18 protein-coding genes are annotated in these 15,173 nt (G+C 38.7%); 5 read left to right on the forward strand and 13 right to left on the reverse strand.

Features of this window, described 5'->3' with window-relative positions; all coding sequences use genetic code 11:
- Nucleotides 1-8: 8 nt before the first annotated feature.
- The 8 genes from HMPREF2728_RS07635 to HMPREF2728_RS07670 form a co-directional block, all read right to left on the reverse strand.
- Nucleotides 9-470 (reverse strand): HIT family protein, encoded by a 462-nt coding sequence (locus tag HMPREF2728_RS07635; protein WP_075227550.1) that lies wholly within the window; start codon nt 468-470, stop codon nt 9-11.
- 53 nt (nt 471-523) lie between these two features.
- Complete coding sequence (locus HMPREF2728_RS07640) at nt 524-1,480, reverse strand: hypothetical protein (protein ID WP_075227551.1); 957 nt, start codon at nt 1,478-1,480, stop codon at nt 524-526.
- A gap of 17 nt (nt 1,481-1,497) precedes the next feature.
- Complete coding sequence (locus HMPREF2728_RS07645) at nt 1,498-2,535, reverse strand: M42 family metallopeptidase (RefSeq protein ID WP_075227552.1); 1,038 nt, start codon at nt 2,533-2,535, stop codon at nt 1,498-1,500.
- A gap of 97 nt (nt 2,536-2,632) precedes the next feature.
- The gene (gene brnQ, locus HMPREF2728_RS07650; protein ID WP_060955398.1) at nt 2,633-3,958 is read right to left on the reverse strand and encodes a branched-chain amino acid transport system II carrier protein; all 1,326 of its coding nucleotides are present in this window, start codon (nt 3,956-3,958) and stop codon (nt 2,633-2,635) included.
- A 166-nt stretch (nt 3,959-4,124) separates the two neighbouring features.
- Nucleotides 4,125-4,406: a rhodanese-like domain-containing protein gene (locus HMPREF2728_RS07655; protein WP_075227553.1), complete on the reverse strand. Its 282-nt coding sequence runs from the start codon at nt 4,404-4,406 to the stop codon at nt 4,125-4,127.
- Nucleotides 4,403-4,993, reverse strand: coding sequence for a uracil-DNA glycosylase family protein (locus HMPREF2728_RS07660; protein WP_075227650.1), 591 nt, complete (start codon nt 4,991-4,993; stop codon nt 4,403-4,405). The genes HMPREF2728_RS07655 and HMPREF2728_RS07660 overlap by 4 nt, the downstream gene beginning before the upstream one ends.
- Before the next feature lie 67 nt (nt 4,994-5,060).
- Nucleotides 5,061-6,461, reverse strand: coding sequence for a dipeptidase PepV (gene pepV, locus HMPREF2728_RS07665; protein WP_075227554.1), 1,401 nt, complete (start codon nt 6,459-6,461; stop codon nt 5,061-5,063).
- Nucleotides 6,462-6,470: 9 nt separating this feature from the next.
- Nucleotides 6,471-7,076, reverse strand: a complete 606-nt coding sequence (locus HMPREF2728_RS07670) for a nitroreductase family protein (RefSeq protein ID WP_075227555.1) — start codon at nt 7,074-7,076, stop codon at nt 6,471-6,473.
- Nucleotides 7,077-7,298: 222 nt separating this feature from the next.
- Here HMPREF2728_RS07670 and HMPREF2728_RS07675 point away from each other — a divergent pair, with 222 nt between their 5' ends.
- Nucleotides 7,299-8,108: an amino acid ABC transporter substrate-binding protein gene (locus HMPREF2728_RS07675; RefSeq protein ID WP_075227556.1), complete on the forward strand. Its 810-nt coding sequence runs from the start codon at nt 7,299-7,301 to the stop codon at nt 8,106-8,108.
- 64 nt (nt 8,109-8,172) lie between these two features.
- Here HMPREF2728_RS07675 and HMPREF2728_RS07680 read toward each other — a convergent pair whose 3' ends face one another.
- A complete protein-coding gene (locus HMPREF2728_RS07680; protein ID WP_075227557.1) occupies nt 8,173-9,006 on the reverse strand; it encodes a metallophosphoesterase family protein in 834 nt (277 codons plus the stop codon).
- 218 nt (nt 9,007-9,224) lie between these two features.
- On the opposite strand from HMPREF2728_RS07680, the gene HMPREF2728_RS07685 reads away from it, so the two are divergent.
- Genes HMPREF2728_RS07685 through HMPREF2728_RS07700 form a run of 4 tightly spaced genes read left to right on the forward strand, consistent with a single transcriptional unit; the run spans nt 9,225 to nt 10,880 of the window.
- The gene (locus tag HMPREF2728_RS07685; RefSeq protein ID WP_001082470.1) at nt 9,225-9,419 is read left to right on the forward strand and encodes a helix-turn-helix transcriptional regulator; all 195 of its coding nucleotides are present in this window, start codon (nt 9,225-9,227) and stop codon (nt 9,417-9,419) included.
- Between the two features lie 14 nt (nt 9,420-9,433).
- Nucleotides 9,434-9,976 (forward strand): DUF3278 domain-containing protein, encoded by a 543-nt coding sequence (locus HMPREF2728_RS07690; protein ID WP_075227558.1) that lies wholly within the window; start codon nt 9,434-9,436, stop codon nt 9,974-9,976.
- Between the two features lie 10 nt (nt 9,977-9,986).
- Nucleotides 9,987-10,328, forward strand: coding sequence for a hypothetical protein (locus HMPREF2728_RS07695; RefSeq protein ID WP_075227559.1), 342 nt, complete (start codon nt 9,987-9,989; stop codon nt 10,326-10,328).
- 12 nt (nt 10,329-10,340) lie between these two features.
- Entirely contained in the window at nt 10,341-10,880 is a 540-nt protein-coding gene (locus HMPREF2728_RS07700) for a DUF3278 domain-containing protein (RefSeq protein WP_075227560.1), read from the forward strand.
- 75 nt (nt 10,881-10,955) lie between these two features.
- Here the strand turns inward: HMPREF2728_RS07700 and HMPREF2728_RS07705 are convergent, their stop codons facing one another.
- The 4 genes from HMPREF2728_RS07705 to HMPREF2728_RS07720 all read right to left on the reverse strand — a co-directional run bounded on the left by HMPREF2728_RS07705 (nt 10,956) and on the right by HMPREF2728_RS07720 (nt 14,991).
- Nucleotides 10,956-11,852: a TDT family transporter gene (locus HMPREF2728_RS07705; protein WP_075227561.1), complete on the reverse strand. Its 897-nt coding sequence runs from the start codon at nt 11,850-11,852 to the stop codon at nt 10,956-10,958.
- 108 nt (nt 11,853-11,960) lie between these two features.
- Nucleotides 11,961-13,025 (reverse strand): acyl-CoA dehydrogenase family protein, encoded by a 1,065-nt coding sequence (locus tag HMPREF2728_RS07710; protein ID WP_061862753.1) that lies wholly within the window; start codon nt 13,023-13,025, stop codon nt 11,961-11,963.
- A 14-nt stretch (nt 13,026-13,039) separates the two neighbouring features.
- The gene (locus tag HMPREF2728_RS07715; protein WP_045763587.1) at nt 13,040-13,588 is read right to left on the reverse strand and encodes a carboxymuconolactone decarboxylase family protein; all 549 of its coding nucleotides are present in this window, start codon (nt 13,586-13,588) and stop codon (nt 13,040-13,042) included.
- Between the two features lie 224 nt (nt 13,589-13,812).
- Complete coding sequence (locus HMPREF2728_RS07720; RefSeq protein ID WP_075227562.1) at nt 13,813-14,991, reverse strand: ryptide export MFS transporter; 1,179 nt, start codon at nt 14,989-14,991, stop codon at nt 13,813-13,815.
- Nucleotides 14,992-15,173 lie beyond the last annotated feature (182 nt).

Here is a 15,173-nt window from a genome sequence, read left to right on the forward strand (position 1 = left end):
TTATCCTTTCATTTAATCATCTGGTTTAAAGTCTCAGATAATCTTGCAATCAAGTCTTCTAATTTACTTCCCTTAACTTGATATTCTTCAGCAATCATTTCTTCCCATGGAACCCACCAAACTGGACCACGACCATTAAGACCGTGTCCCTTCATATCACCCTCTCGTCTTGGAAAAATATGCCAGTGGGCATGTGCATCTCCATTTCCTAACAACTCTACATTCATCTTTTCGGCAGAAAAAGCCTTAGAAACAGCTTCCTGAACCAGACTCATTTCCTCTAGAAAGCGAAGTTTAACGCTCGGATCTAGTTGGTGTAGTTCTGTAACATGTTCCTTGGCTAGGAATAGAGTGTAACCTTCAAAATACTGGTGGTCACCAATGACAACATATCCTGTTTCTAATTCCTTGGCAAAGTAGGGATTGTCACCAGACTTGATGAGTTCAATTCGTTGACAGATAAGGCACATAAGTTTCTCCTTTCAACTCTAAAAGAGGGTGATTAAGGTCAAAGAGTCGGTGTTTATAGGTCATCATTCCCCTCCCTCTTATCTTTATGAAATAAAATCTTAATCTTATTTAAAAATGGAATAACTTTAAAATAATTTCTAAAGCGTCTCTTACTTAACTTGGGTCCCTGTAGTTTTCGATATTCTTCAATATAAATTGTAGATACTTTACCAATTTCACTTTCCCCGAAAATAATAGCTTTTGAAATTACTTCACCAAGACTTAGACAAAATGAAACCATTCCAACAAGCAGAGCAATAGAAGAATTATTATACAAATAATACGCTATTCCAGCATCAACTGCGGCAATAACGAAAAGGAGTACTGTAATGCGTATTTCAGATTTTCTATCATCGCTTTCATTAATACTCAATTCTGGGAGTAAAAAAAATAAAATCACTACTACAAGTAAGCAAAAAGCCAAAACCAAAGAGTCTATAGTAGATTGTTCAATAAAACTCTGATACCAAGAGTATATGAAAAATACCTGAAGTAATAACATCGCATACTGAAATAAATAAAACCATATTTTAGCTGAATTTATGATCGGAATATTATTTTCTACTTTAATATCTAGTAATCGTTTAGAAATTTGTATCCGATGAGCTAGTTCTTTTAAATCTTCTATTTGAAGTATTTGAGAAGCAAGTTTTTTCTCTATCATTTCTATTTGATACCACACATATCCATCATCTTCTATCCACTGATATTTTCCAAAAGTTTTTATTTTTCGTCCATACGGATTAATTTTTTGAGAAATTTTAAAAAGTAGTTTTTCTAAATCTGGATTAGTAATTCCTTTATTGACCAGTTCATCAGCATAAACAACTAGTTCTTTAAAGTTTTCTTGTTTATTTTCATACACATACTTACGATAGTCCTCTTTTTTCTTTTGAAAATAAGCATACAAACTCGAAATCAACCCTGTTATTATAGCAGGCGTTGCTATTTGTTTCAGTATTTCATACATAGTACTTTATCGACTCTTCAGTCCACCAACTCACTCTTAAGATAAGCATCCACCATACGCTCAGTAGCCACTACAGAATCAATATGAGTACGCTCATATGAGTGACTTGACTCAATACCTGCTCCTAGAAGAGCGTGCTTAACCTCTGCTCCAGCTGACATCGCTGCAGAAGCATCAGAACCGTAAAATGGATAGATATCTAGTTTGAATGGAATGTCTTGCTCTTTTGCGAGAGCTACCAAGTGTTGACGGAATTCATAGTGGTAAGGACCAGAAGCATCTTTAACACAGATAGATACTGTGTACTCGTCTGTCTGCTGGTCATCTCCCATCGCTCCCATATCCACAGCTAGATATTCGACAACTTGACTAGGGATGCTTGAGTTAGCACCATGCCCCACTTCTTCAAAGACTGAAAAGGCAAAATGCGTAGTGACAGGAAGTTCAATTCCTTCTTCTTTGTAGACTTTGAGGAGATTAAGGAGAATAGCTGCGCTGACCTTGTCATCCAAATGACGAGACTTGATAAATCCTGTCTCAGTCACGACAGTTCGAGGGTCAAAGCTGATAAAGTCACCAACCTCGATACCGAGTGCGCGCGTTTCTTTTTCATTGGTTACTTTTTCATCCAAACGAACTTCCATATTGTCCTGTGTGCGTTCAGCAGTTCCAGCATCTTTATAAACGTGACAAGAAGTTTGGTGGATCAAAATCGTACCTGATACAGTTTTACCTGTGCTAGCTACATGGACCGTACAGTTTTCACCTTCAATCATGTTCCAAGGATAGCCACCAATACGATCCATTTTGAGTCGACCATCTGGTTTAACAGCACGAACGATAGCTCCCAGAGTATCCACATGGGCAGTTACATAGCGATGCTGCTCGTCATTTTTACCTTTAATGGTAACATTAACTCCACCCTTAGCTGTGCGGACTGGTTGGTAACCTAGTTTTTCAAGCGTCTCAACTAAATAATTCGTAATTTCACGCGTAAAACCTGTTGGTGACGCGATAGCAGTTAGTTCTTTGATATATTCTACAGTTTGATTCATTTTTTCACCTCTTTTGCTACCTATTATAACACATTTATCATCGGATAAAAAAAGAAAATCACTCCTGTAGACTTAGCTACAAAAGTGATTTTAGTGATTATTCCATTTCAAAAGCTTCACTTTCTTGTTTATTTGGAAGAACAAGAGAAAGTAGAATTCCGATAATAGCTGGTACCAACCATGGCAGAGAAGCCTCCGCAAATGGTAGAGCGTTCACGATATTTGCAAGGACCTCAACTTTAAAAGTAGATCCTAAAACACTTGCAATAGCAATGGCTGTGACAATACCAACAGTTAATTGCATTCCTGGTTTTGAAAGAGCAACAAACTTGTTCACAATCACAATCATGACAATGGCAATCGTAATCGGGTACAAAATAACGAGAACTGGTACAGAGTATTTAATAATAGCACTCAAACCAAGATTTGCAATGGCAAAACCAATCAAGGTAAAGACAGTCGCATAAACCTTGTAGCTGATTTGTGGGAAACGTCCGTTAAAGAACTCAGCAGTTGATACAATCAAGCCTACAGTCGTTGTAAAGCAAGTAACAGTTACCATAACTGCTAGGAAAAGCTGTGCTGTCGAACCAAAGATTTCTTGAGTCGCTTGAGACAAGATATAAACTCCAGGAGTTCCACTCTTCATTGCTTCTTCTGTTACTGGGAAATGATTGCCCAAGAAACCTAGACCGATGTAGAGAGCACTAAATCCAAGAGCTACAACAATTCCAACCACCCAAATGGTTGAAATGTACTCTTTCTTGTTTGAAAAACCAAGTTGTTTCAAGGTTTGTACTGCAATAACACTGAAGGCAACCGAAGCAAGCGCGTCAAGTGTATTGTATCCTTCTAAGAAACCAGCTCCAAAGGCGGAAGCTTGATAAGCTCCTGAAGCTGCTTGTGGTGCGTTCCCACCATACTTGAAAGCTCCAAGGATAACCAGAATAACAATTAAGATGGCAAAAACTGGAGTCAAGACTCGACCGATACGATCCAAGATTTTTGAAGGATTCAAGGAGATTAGGTATGCAGCTACAAAGTATAGAATGGTGAAGACAATCAAACCTAAACCTTTATCTGCTTGATCTAATAGCGGACTAATACCAACTTCAAATGATGTCGTTGCTGTACGTGGAATGGCAAAGAATGGACCAATCGACAAGTACAAAGCTGCAAGATAAATTGTCGCAAACCATGGTGAAATTTTCTTAGAAATTTCATAGATATAGCCCTTTGGATTAAGGGTTCCAATGATTAAGGTTAGGACGGCAATCCCAACACCTGAAAATACAAATCCTGCAATGGCAGGAAGGAAGTTTTCTCCAGACTGTGCGCCTAGAGTTGGAGGGAAAATCAAGTTACCTGCTCCAAAAAATATTCCAAACAGGAGTAATCCTGTTAAAGCACCTTTTTTAGCCATAAACTCTCCTTATTAAAAATAAAATACTTTCTTAGTATAACATGATTAAAGGCTAGAAAAGGCTGTCACGAAACAATTCTGAAATGTTTTCAATTTTCCGAATTTTAATGCAAAAAAATCCTTCGAAGCCTTCCCATTTTTTTAAAGGTTTCGAAGGAAATTTTTCTTATTCAAAGGCATCCATGCCACCTTGGACATTGACAACCTCATAGCCATGTTCTGCTAAAAATTGGCAGGCACGTGCGGAACGTATTCCTGACTTACAGATCACGTAGTAAGGCTGGGTTTTATCTAGTTGCTCATAAGTATCTGCCAGTTGACTCAGAGGTAAATTACGAGCGCCTTCTAAATGAAGAGTCTCAAATTCCTCTACTTCTCTCACATCTAATACAGAAAGCGACTCTTTCTGATAAAGGTGATAAAAATCGTCAAAAGTAATTTCTTTCATTCTTTTTCTCCTAAAATAGTTTTAATTCTTTTTTTCAAATCTGGAACCACTTCAGACTCAAACCAAGGATTTTTAGCTATCCAAATTTGATTACGAGGAGAAGGGTGAACTAGTGGGAAATAGGTTGGTAAGTAGTTCTGGTAATGTTTTACCCTTTCTGTTACCTTGCCACTGACTTTCTCATTTAGATAGTAGGCTTGGGCATACTGCCCTATCAAGAGGGTTAATTGAATATCTGGTAATTCATGTAATAACTGTGGGTGCCACTTTTCTGCAAAACCTGGACGAGGCGGAAGATCACCCGACTTGCCATGTCCTGGAAAATAGAAATCCATGGGCATGACTGCAAAATAACCTGAGTTGTAAAAAGTATCTTCATCCACACCCAACCACTCCCGCAAGCGATCTCCGCTTTTATCCTTCCAGTAAAGCCCAGCTTCTTGGGTTTTGAGACCAGGCGCTTGACCAATGATATTGATACGAGCCGTTTTTGGTGCTGCAAAGAGAGGCTCGATACCTTGCTCAGTATAATGTTGATTTTGTGGATCTTCCATGATAGCTTGTTTGATTTTTTGAATTTCTGACATGGATTCTTCTCTTTCTCTAGCAATTTCAAAAAGAAGTCTAAGCATAAAATCTCAGACTTCTATAGCATTATTTGATCAATTCATAGATAGCTTCAGCGTAGATGGCTGCTGCACGGAAGAGATCATCCAAGGCGATAAATTCATTGGCTTGGTGCATGGTGTCGATAGAATCTGGGAACATAGCACCGTAAGCTACACCACGTTCTAAGAGACGTCCGAAAGTTCCACCACCAATAACTTGTTCATGCCCTTGAAGTCCAGTTTGTTTTTCATAAACATTTAACAAGGTTTGGACAAGCGGATCTTCCATTGGTACATAGTGAGGTGTGTGACCATGTTCTGATAAGCTAACAGATACAACTGGCAAGCTTTCAAGAACTGACTTGATTTGCTCTGGACTTGTTCCTTTTGGATAACGGAAGTTAAGGGCAATGGTATTGTCAGCACTTGTTTCATCAAAGCGGAAGACACCAGCATTCATAGAAAGAGCACCCATCTTTTCATCCACATGAGCCACTTTCAAGTTTTTGCCTTCATGGTCATTTAAAAGAATCTTACCAGCAATGTCAAGGAAGTCTTTTGCAGGTCCTTCAAAGGCAAATTGGCTGAGGAAGAGGGCAAGATAAGTCGCACCATTGACACCTGAAGCAGGCATAGCACCGTGAGCAGATTTACCGATAATCGTAACCTTGTACTTGCCGTTCTCTTCTTGAATGTCTCCTCTAAGCTTGTGCTCTGCAACAAAGGCATCTAGTTTAGCTTGCAAGTCAGCCAAGTCACCTGAAACAACTGCCGTTGCTGACTCAGGTACCATGTTTTCACGCAAGCCACCTGTAAAGCTATGAAGACGAGCTACACCTGTATTTTCACCTGCAAAGTGAAGGTATTCTGTTATATTTCCTTTTTCACCATTGATAATAGGGAATTCAGCATCTGGAGAGAAGCCAAAGTCTGGTTTTGCAAGTCCTACATGGTCAAAGTAGTAGTCCATATCTGCCCAACCTGATTCTTCATCAGTTCCGACGATAAAACGAACTTTTTTAGAAGTTGGAAGTCCCAATTCTTTGATGATTTTCAAACCATAGTAACAAGCCGTTGTAGGACCCTTGTCATCTGAAGCACCACGCGCATAGAGACGACCATCCTTGATGGTTGGAGTATAAGGATCAGTGTCCCATCCGCTACCTGCTGGCACCACGTCCATGTGGGCAAAAATTCCAAGAACTTCTTCACCTTCACCAAACTCAAAATGTCCTGCATAGTTATCAACATTTTTTGTTGGGTAGCCATCACGGTCAGCGATTTCAAGGAATTTCTCCAAAGCTTTTACTGGCCCAGGTCCAAATGGATGTTGAGCATCTACCTTGCTGTCATCACGTTCTGAGTTGATTTCCAAAAGGCTAAACAAGTCAGCCAAGAGGTCTTCTTTACGTTTTTCTACTTCTGCTGTAAAATCAATAACTGTCATTTTTTCTTCCTATCTTTTTTCGATAATTTCATCTACTGGCAAGCGGTAACTTGGTTCTAATTTCTCATCTGTGTATCCCACTGTAATCAAGAGCTCTGGACGGAAGCGTTCTTCGATTTCCAAGACTTCGTTGACTTTTGATTTGTCAAAATCAAGGATAATATTTGATCCGATTCCTTGGTCAGTCAATGCAAGGACTAAGTTCATAGCTACAAGCCCAGCATTAAGAGCCAAGTAGTCACTGACTTGCTGTTCGTTATAACGTGCAAATTCTGCTGGAAGATTTTTCATAAAGTACTGTAGTTGTTCTTCTGAGAAATTATTGGCACCACCAATTCGAGCAATCTTGCGGGCGCGTTTGGCTAGGTCTGTATCAGTAAACAAGGCAATGGTCACAGGTGCAGATGCTACCTGTTCAAAGTTTGAACCGTAAGCCAATTTTGCTAGTTCAGCATTTCTCTCACGAACCACGACAAATTTCCAAGGCTGACTGTTGTGAGCGCTTGGGGCCAAGGTTGCGATTTCGATAGCTGTACGAACATCCTTAGGATCAACTGGTTTATCAATAAAGTGCTTGGTCGCATGACGTTTTTTATTTAACTCAAGAAATTTCATAATTGATTTCCTTTTCTATTTCTACTGCTTCCATTTTACCATATTTTGAAAGAGCTTGCAGAGATTTTTCATTAGTGAAACAAATTATCTTTTTTCTTACTTGAGTTGTTTACTACAAAACTGGAAATTATAATATTTCTCTATCACTTCCATAAAAAATATATATTGGATATCTGATTGATTGTCTGGTAAGCTAGATACCATTAAGTAAAGGAGACTCTTATGAAAAAATTATTCTTATTATTAGCTATTAGTCCCTTGTTGGTTGCCTGTGGACAATCTAAACAGGATAGTGCTTCTACTTCCACTGCTAGTCCTAAAACCATTGTCGTAGCAACTGCTGGAGACATCCCCCCTTTTGATTTTGAAAAAGATGGAAACCTAACTGGATATGATGTTGAAGTTTTAAAAGCAGTCGATGAAAAACTAGACCAATACAAGATTGAATTTCAAAAAACAGCTTGGGAAAGTATCTTCCCTGGAGTGGATGCTGGCCGTTACCAAGCTGCTGCCAATAACCTAAGCTACACCAAAGAGAGAGCAGACAAATACCTCTACTCCCTACCTATCGCTAAAAATCCTTTAGTTCTCGTGAGCAGAAAAGACAAGACTCTTACTTCTCTGCAAGACATCGCTGGTAAAACAACCCAGGATGATACAGGAACTTCTACTGCCAAAGTCGTTACCGACTGGAATCAAAGCCACTCTGACAATCCTGCCACCATCCAATACTCTGGTGAGGATGTCGCTAAACGTCTGACTGATCTTTCAAATGGCGAGTTTGATTTCCTAATCTTTGATAAAATCTCTGTTCAAAAAATTATTCAAGACCGAGGTTTAGACTTGAACGTAGTCGACTTGGAAAGCAACGACAATCCAAACAACTACATTATCTTCTCAAGCGACCAAAAAGAATTTAAAGACAAATTTGACAAGGTCCTCAAAGAACTCTACCAAGATGGAACCCTTGAAAAACTCAGCAAAACCTATCTCGGTGGTTCTTACCTACCAGATCAATCTCAATTACAATAAGATATATTAAAAACGATTGGCTAGTCCAATCGTTTTATTTAGTATTTGTTTGTTAAAGCAACTCTTACAAAAAATCAAAATAATTTTTGACATCCTTGATATAACCATGTTTTTCATTGAGGCTGGCTAACAAATCTCTATTATGTCCTTGGTAATTGTCCTCTCGCCGCAATTCTTCATACATTTCGATAAAAGGAAGGCCTTTTTCCTTGGCTGATTCTAACTCTGCTTCATAATCATAGGCAACCTTACGAAATTGGATATTGACCAATTCACCATTTTCAACTTCGAGTAAGGCATACTGGGCTCGGTGATTTTTCAGCCCTTTCCAGTTAAAATAAGGCATACCAATCGAACCTGGATTGATGATTTGTTGCCCTTGGCTACCATAACGAAGCAACTGCTTGTGAACATGACCATAGACTGCCACGTCCGTTACCTCATCTAGCAGTTGGTCAAATTTATCTGTATTATTTTCAACCAGCAAATCACCACCATAATTTTTCTCAGGCAAATTATGTGAAAGAGAAAAGCGTAAGCCTTCTACTTCTTTTTTGGCTACCATAGGTAGATTTCTCAACCAATCAATATGCTCTGGGTTTAGACGCTCCATCAGATACTGAGTCATCCTGAGAAGCTGAATTTCTTGGGGATCCTCTAAACCATATTGCCCATCTAAAGCCTCTAACACACAATCATCCCAGTTGCCTCGAACAGATGCTGTAATGGGAAGGTCTTTCAAAAGAGCCACCAAGTCATTTGCTCCCGGCCCAGGAAGAAAAATATCTCCCAGAAGCCAATATTCAGTCGCTCCCAAATTTTTAGCGTCCTCAAGCACTCCAGCTAAGGCTGTCGTGTTGCCATGAATGTCTGATAAAATTGCAATCTTATGGTTCATTTTCTGCTCTTTCTTTAGTGTATAGCTTTCAGTCTATCCAATTCACTCTTATAATTTTGTACTTTTCTTCATTATAGCATAAAATCGCTAGAAGATTTTATAATGGAAATATTATCACCAAGATTCTTTTAAAAATATGTCAAAAATAGTTGACATTTTATTTTTTAAAAGATATACTATAGTCAAATATATGTGACATAATCAAATAAGGAGGAAGAATGAATCGTGTGAAAGAATTCCGCAAGGAATTGGGCATATCCCAGCTCGAACTTGCAAAGGATATCGGTGTCTCTAGACAAACCATCAACATGATTGAGAATGACAAGTACAATCCTACTCTAGAACTCTGTCTCAATCTCGCTCGTAGCCTCCAAACAGACCTCAACAGTCTTTTTTGGGAAGATGATTTTTAACAAAAGGAGAAAAAATGAAAAAAGAAACCTTCACTGAAAAACTGATCAAACGCACATATGGTATTTCTGGACCACTTGATGAACACAAGCAACGTGAGGCTGACCGCATCGGAAATAAAATCTTTATGGTTCTCTTTTATCTCATGATTTTTGGCAATCTCATTCCCTTTGTCCTTGCTTATAAATATCCACAAATCGTCGCATTTGGATATCCAATCATCATCTTTCTGATTTCTATGGTTTGTGCTATCTATGTCACTAGTCAAACTACAAAAACTGGTATTGCTTCTATTGATCCTGACGTGTTGAACCAGAAAGAAAAGAAACAGTTACGTAATCCTGGACTTAAAGCTGGTCTAGTCTATGGAATAGCCATGTTCTTTGGAATGCCACTTCTCGATATCCTAATGGATGATAGCAAAAGCTATCTTACCGCTCTTTTGAATACAAGAAGTATCTTGTCAACCATCGTTGCAGCCTTCTTTTTCGGATTAACAGTGCATATTGTCATCACTCTTCGTATTCAAAAAGCTAGAGAAGATCAAGACGACGATTAGGAGGAAACTTATGAAATCACTAGTAACTTTAATTCTCAGTCATATTTTGGTCAGTATCTTTATGACAGTTTTCCTAGTTTATGGCCAAGTTACGCGTCCTTTTCTGATCATCTTCCTCTTAGCCCTTCCTGCCTTGAACAAAGGACAAAGATTTCAGAAAATCACATCAAAAAAAAGACGCCTCTTAAACGCATCTCTCTGCTTTATTCTCGTATCTTTCCCACAACTGTTAACGAATTCTATGGATTGGAGATATCTACTATTTCTAACCATCTGTATCGTTTTTAGTCTAGTCTACTTCTATACTCTCTATCAACTCTTTAAAGAAGCTAATCAAAAACAAGGTTATTAAGAGGTCACTACCATGAAAAAAGAAGACTTAACCACTCGCTTAGTTCGGAATTTCTTTCATATCCAAGGACCCTTTGATGAATGCCGTCAAGAGGTCATCTATAAGGCTTGCGCCCGTTCCATGGTCCAAATCTTTTACTCTTCCTTCTTTCTCTTCCTGTTCTATCTTTTGTTTGGGCGCTTTATAGAGATAGTTCGAACGGCTATGCCCTATCTCTACTTCTTGATGATTTTTACCCTCAGTCTCAAGGCAAGATATTCTACTAGAGGACTCCACTTAGAAGATGATGATCAATCCGAGATTCCACAAATCACTTACAGCAAGCGTCAAATCAAGTTAAGAAGTTGGTTAGTTGGAACTAGCATCCCAACTCTCTACTTATTTATCCTATTTTCCAAAAAAGTAATCCTTGAAAATCACTCCATTACAGATTTCTTTTTGCAGTTTCTGGAGCTCAAAATGATTGCATTTTTCCTACTAGTAGGACTTGGAGTAGGATCAATCTTTGGTACTATGACTTATTATTTTTTATCTGAACATGAAGAACAGTAGGTATAAGCTGAACTAATTAATTTACACGTTCGCGATAGAAGAACCCCCTAACACTTCTCAGTGCTAGGGGCTTTTTTAGCTTCTTAAATACCGCATATACTCTACTAATACATAGACAAGGATTGTTAAACAAATGATCGTTTCGAGCAAAACGAGAAGGTTAAGGACTGGAATCTGCAGAATGCCTTGGGCCATTTTTAATGAAGTTGCTGTGATGATAGTTGGGAAGGTTAGGGCTGAAAAAGCTGGTTGAAATCCCTGTTTTAAAATCATTGGTAAGCGACTGAGGACAAAGAAAAAGAAAGTCTGTGAAGCAAGGATCATGACTAGCAAAATCCAGCCATGAAGTCCTGAACCTTCGATCCGAACGAGTGCTGCTAACAGTAGAGAAAAGGGAGCACAATAGATTCCTTCTTGCCCCAGTAAAGCCCGTGGCAATGGATTACTTTTCAAATCTTGATATATCAAAGGATAAAGGAAAAGGGTTAAGGTAAATCCAAAAATCCAAGCTCCATAGGCAATCTCGACTATGCCCACCACTGGGTAGGTCAAGCTTGCTACTGCTATTCCCACATAAAGAACTGTCCAACTTGGCGTTGCACTCGTTCTTGGTTTAGTCTGCACATAATTTTTAGTGAAGTAGATGATTAAACCTACATCTAAAAGAAAAGCAAACCACCAAAGAATCTGCGCAACAATGCTCATGTTCATGGGTAAGATTCGTAACAAATAAGTTGATAAAATCATCCCTGCCATGGGAAAGGTCGCCATTCCCGATAATAGAGGAGCTTTCTTAAGTTCTTGCTGGCTTTCTTGCCAATCACTAAGATGACTGTATAAAAAATAAAACCATAAAATCAAGCCTGACAAACTAAAGACGTGCGATAATAGTGGAAAAATATCCAGGATGAGATTGCCTGCTCCAGCCAATCCCAATAAGCACCCTGAAAAGGCCAAGGGGAGTTTTTTCATGTGAACCTCCAATAGTCATGTTATTATCAGTATAGCATAAAAGCGCTTAAATGAAGTATTAAAAAACGAAGTTTAAAAAGATAAACCTCGTTTTTATTTTCTTTATTTTTAGTTTGTCGCTAGAATATGTCGCAATTGCACAGCACTAGGAGAAACAATTGGCAAAAAGGCACCTTCATTCCAACGACGTATGAAACCGGATGTCGATTTACTAAAGTATCCTCTACCGCCACCAGCTTGTAGTTCTAATAAGAGACTTTGAGCAACAACATCAACAATATCAATCCGTAACTGGAAAAGCTCACGCGGATTTCTAACGAAGTAGGACTCTTCAGATAGTCCTTGATAGAGAGAATGTCGAATATCATCTAACTGTTCGACCTGATGCTGCCATTCTTCCTTCAAGACACCTCGTTTCCCCAATTCTTTTTCGACTTCTGAGAGTGAACGTTCAGCTAAGCCAAAGGCTAGGCCAAATTGGTAGCCTAAAAAGGCTGGACGATTTTGCGCTAAAAATTGATGAGCATCCTTGGATAGAATCCACTCTTCCTTTAAAGGGACCTTGTTAAAAGTCAGAGCTGCTGTATTACCTCCTTGAAGAGAGACAAATTCCAAATCTTCGGAACGACTAAAGTTTTCTGCGTCTGATGGTACGGCTACTACATAACTTGTACTCGGATCATCTGCAAATCCTGCTACAAAAATAGTGAGGAAGCGATCCCTACGAGCATTGGTTACCCAAGGAAGTCGTCCTTTAAGATAATAATTCCCATTTTCTTCAAGGATACGAACATTTAGTTCCTCTAAGTCAGATAGATACTTAACCGCATTAGACAAGGCCGTAGCACCTGCATATTCTCCTGATAAGAGTTTTTCCAAGTAAACTTCTTTGAAATAAGCATTGTCAGTATGTAGAATATTGTCTATTAAAGTTCGTTGCCCCCATGAGATAAAGGAGGCTGTTAAGGAATGTTGAGCGAGTTCTGCAAGGATATCGATAACATCTTGGTCACTTCCACCTAGCCCTCCAAGAACTTTTGGTACTCCTACACGAAAGGCACCTTCTGCAGCAATTTTCTCAATCAGCTCTTCTCCAGCTTGACATGATTTTTTGTCAATTTCATCGGCGTGCTGGTCTAACCAACTTAAGAATTCTTCTGAAAAAAATCCCATACTCTACCCTCCTCTTATGCATAAGGTTGTAATTCTGGATTAATCGGTGTGTTAGCTAGATTGTTGGCATAGTTACAAAGACTTGCTAGACTGACACCGAGAACAACATCCAAGGCATTTTCTTGTGTATAGCCTGCTTCAAGAAATTCTCCAAGAGCTTCATCTCCTACGCGCCCTTTGGTATTGATAACTGCCAAGGTAAACTTAGCTAGAGTATCCAGCTTAGGATCGCTTTCGATTGGAGTACGATTGCGAAGGGCTTGAAGTAGGTCATCGTTCATCTGGATTTGCTTGATAGAAAAGGCTGTATGGCCAGCGACGCAGAAGGCACAACCGTTGGTTACAGCTGCAGTGATTTGCACCACTTCGCGTTCTACAGGTGTTAGACTATTGCGACGGTTAATAGCTCCAACAGTGCGATAAGCCTCTAGGGCTGTAGGGGCATTGGCCAAAAGACCGATAAGATTTGGGATATAACCATTGTTGTCCTTTTGTACCGTTTCAAGAACTTCTTTCACTTCTGCTGGTGCTGATTCTACTGTGTGGATAGTAAATGTTGTCATAAGGGGACCTCTTTTCGTTTTGTAATTAAATAGTTTCTGCGAAAATCTTACGAAATCTCATCAGCCTATTGAACAAATCCTTGCCTTGATTGATGACTCATTAGCTTTTCGTTGACAATAAGTCTAACACAGAATCTATACCTTGCATAATATATATTTTAAATTGCACTGATAAAAAATTTTTATGAAAACAAAAAATCACACCAGATGTGTGATCATAACTGTTAATTTATCTGATGCTTGTTTCTTAAAACTAAGATGGACTCTACTAGCAAGTAGAATATAGCCAGGCCAAAACCAGTAAATACACCAAAATATTCTGTGATAAAACTCATTAGAAAAACAGAGACAGAAAAGGCCAACGTAGAGACAACTTCGATAACGGAGTAAACATTCACAAGTTCCTTCTCATCAACCGATTCCTGTAATAATACACTCTCAGGAACTTCCTTAATCTGAGATAAAAAACCAATTACTAGAGATAGGAATAGAAAAGCAGGTGGATTTGGAAATAACACTATCAACAGAGTTACTAGTGCTGTCGCTAACAAAGAAAAGGTCATAGTTTGATATTTATAGGTAACAACTTTCTCTGCTAGACGGAAGACAATAGCACCTCCCAAGATAATCCCCAAGGAATAGGATGTATTGACGTAGCCCCAATAGCTTTCTGACCGATGTAAAATCTCAGTCACAAAAACAAGTAAAACAGAAGATACCCAGATAGCATTGGCTAGAATTTCTAAAAGATTGGCTTGGACAATAAAGCCTAATCTTGATTCTTTAGCCACCAATCTCCAACCTTTTGTTAACGTCTCAACATTCGTTTCTGAGGACAACTCTTCTTTTTCGACTAGTGGCAAACCGAACATCAAAATCGTCGAAAATGTAAACAAGGCTAACACAATGGGCAGGCTAGGATTCATTCCCAGATTCGCAAATAAGAAACCTCCTAAGCCCCAACCAACTAGTTGTACACTTTCACCACTCATAGAAATGGCCGCGTTCGCTTTAGCTAAATCACTTGCATATCGTGGAACAATCGCATAGGAAACAGGCGCTGCAAAGCCATCCAAAACGGAGATTAAGGTAACAATAGCATATAAAAGAGGGAGGGAAATAGTTTCAGATTGCTTGAGTAGAAAAACCAAAATCGCTAGCAGAATCGTCTTACCCAATTGAGTCAAGAAAAGAACACGATTTAAAGCTAATCTCTTTGTTACTAACGGGACTAAGAAACTGGCTAAAAAGGAGGATAGACCTATCAGAATTGGTACTAGGGAGGTTGAAATGACCGAACCAGATAAGACAAACACATTTGCAATCACAATGACTCTAAAAAAGACATCTGCTAGATTTGCTAGTCCCTGTGAAGTCACTAATTTTCGAATATCTTTTGACATAAACACCTCCAGTTTATTTCTCTTTCGCACATAGATGAAACAAGACATATCAGAACAAAAACAGATTTATGCTGACTATTATACAATAAATAAAAGTGCAAATAAAGGATATCATAAAAGAAGTACTCTTGAATTTCATTCATCTTATGACATAATACTCTTCGAAAATCTCTTCAAACCGC

This window comes from Streptococcus sp. HMSC061D10 (assembly GCF_001808865.1).
Lineage (GTDB): Bacteria > Bacillota > Bacilli > Lactobacillales > Streptococcaceae > Streptococcus.

Bases quoted from the DNA above. Each gene is read 5' to 3' on its own strand.
- HMPREF2728_RS07690 (WP_075227558.1), top strand. From the start codon at position 9,434: ATGAAAAAAGAAACCTTCACTGAAAAACTGATCAAACGCACATATGGT.
- HMPREF2728_RS07720 (WP_075227562.1), bottom strand. From the start codon at position 14,991: ATGTCAAAAGATATTCGAAAATTAGTGACTTCACAGGGACTAGCAAAT.
- HMPREF2728_RS07695 (WP_075227559.1), top strand. From the start codon at position 9,987: ATGAAATCACTAGTAACTTTAATTCTCAGTCATATTTTGGTCAGTATC.
- HMPREF2728_RS07675 (WP_075227556.1), top strand. From the start codon at position 7,299: ATGAAAAAATTATTCTTATTATTAGCTATTAGTCCCTTGTTGGTTGCC.
- HMPREF2728_RS07705 (WP_075227561.1), bottom strand. From the start codon at position 11,852: ATGAAAAAACTCCCCTTGGCCTTTTCAGGGTGCTTATTGGGATTGGCT.
- HMPREF2728_RS07680 (WP_075227557.1), bottom strand. From the start codon at position 9,006: ATGAACCATAAGATTGCAATTTTATCAGACATTCATGGCAACACGACA.
- HMPREF2728_RS07715 (WP_045763587.1), bottom strand. From the start codon at position 13,588: ATGACAACATTTACTATCCACACAGTAGAATCAGCACCAGCAGAAGTG.
- HMPREF2728_RS07635 (WP_075227550.1), bottom strand. From the start codon at position 470: ATGTGCCTTATCTGTCAACGAATTGAACTCATCAAGTCTGGTGACAAT.
- HMPREF2728_RS07700 (WP_075227560.1), top strand. From the start codon at position 10,341: ATGAAAAAAGAAGACTTAACCACTCGCTTAGTTCGGAATTTCTTTCAT.
- HMPREF2728_RS07685 (WP_001082470.1), top strand. From the start codon at position 9,225: ATGAATCGTGTGAAAGAATTCCGCAAGGAATTGGGCATATCCCAGCTC.
- HMPREF2728_RS07670 (WP_075227555.1), bottom strand. From the start codon at position 7,076: ATGAAATTTCTTGAGTTAAATAAAAAACGTCATGCGACCAAGCACTTT.
- HMPREF2728_RS07640 (WP_075227551.1), bottom strand. From the start codon at position 1,480: ATGTATGAAATACTGAAACAAATAGCAACGCCTGCTATAATAACAGGG.
- HMPREF2728_RS07660 (WP_075227650.1), bottom strand. From the start codon at position 4,993: ATGTCAGAAATTCAAAAAATCAAACAAGCTATCATGGAAGATCCACAA.
- HMPREF2728_RS07645 (WP_075227552.1), bottom strand. From the start codon at position 2,535: ATGAATCAAACTGTAGAATATATCAAAGAACTAACTGCTATCGCGTCA.
- pepV (WP_075227554.1), bottom strand. From the start codon at position 6,461: ATGACAGTTATTGATTTTACAGCAGAAGTAGAAAAACGTAAAGAAGAC.
- HMPREF2728_RS07655 (WP_075227553.1), bottom strand. From the start codon at position 4,406: ATGAAAGAAATTACTTTTGACGATTTTTATCACCTTTATCAGAAAGAG.
- HMPREF2728_RS07710 (WP_061862753.1), bottom strand. From the start codon at position 13,025: ATGGGATTTTTTTCAGAAGAATTCTTAAGTTGGTTAGACCAGCACGCC.
- brnQ (WP_060955398.1), bottom strand. From the start codon at position 3,958: ATGGCTAAAAAAGGTGCTTTAACAGGATTACTCCTGTTTGGAATATTT.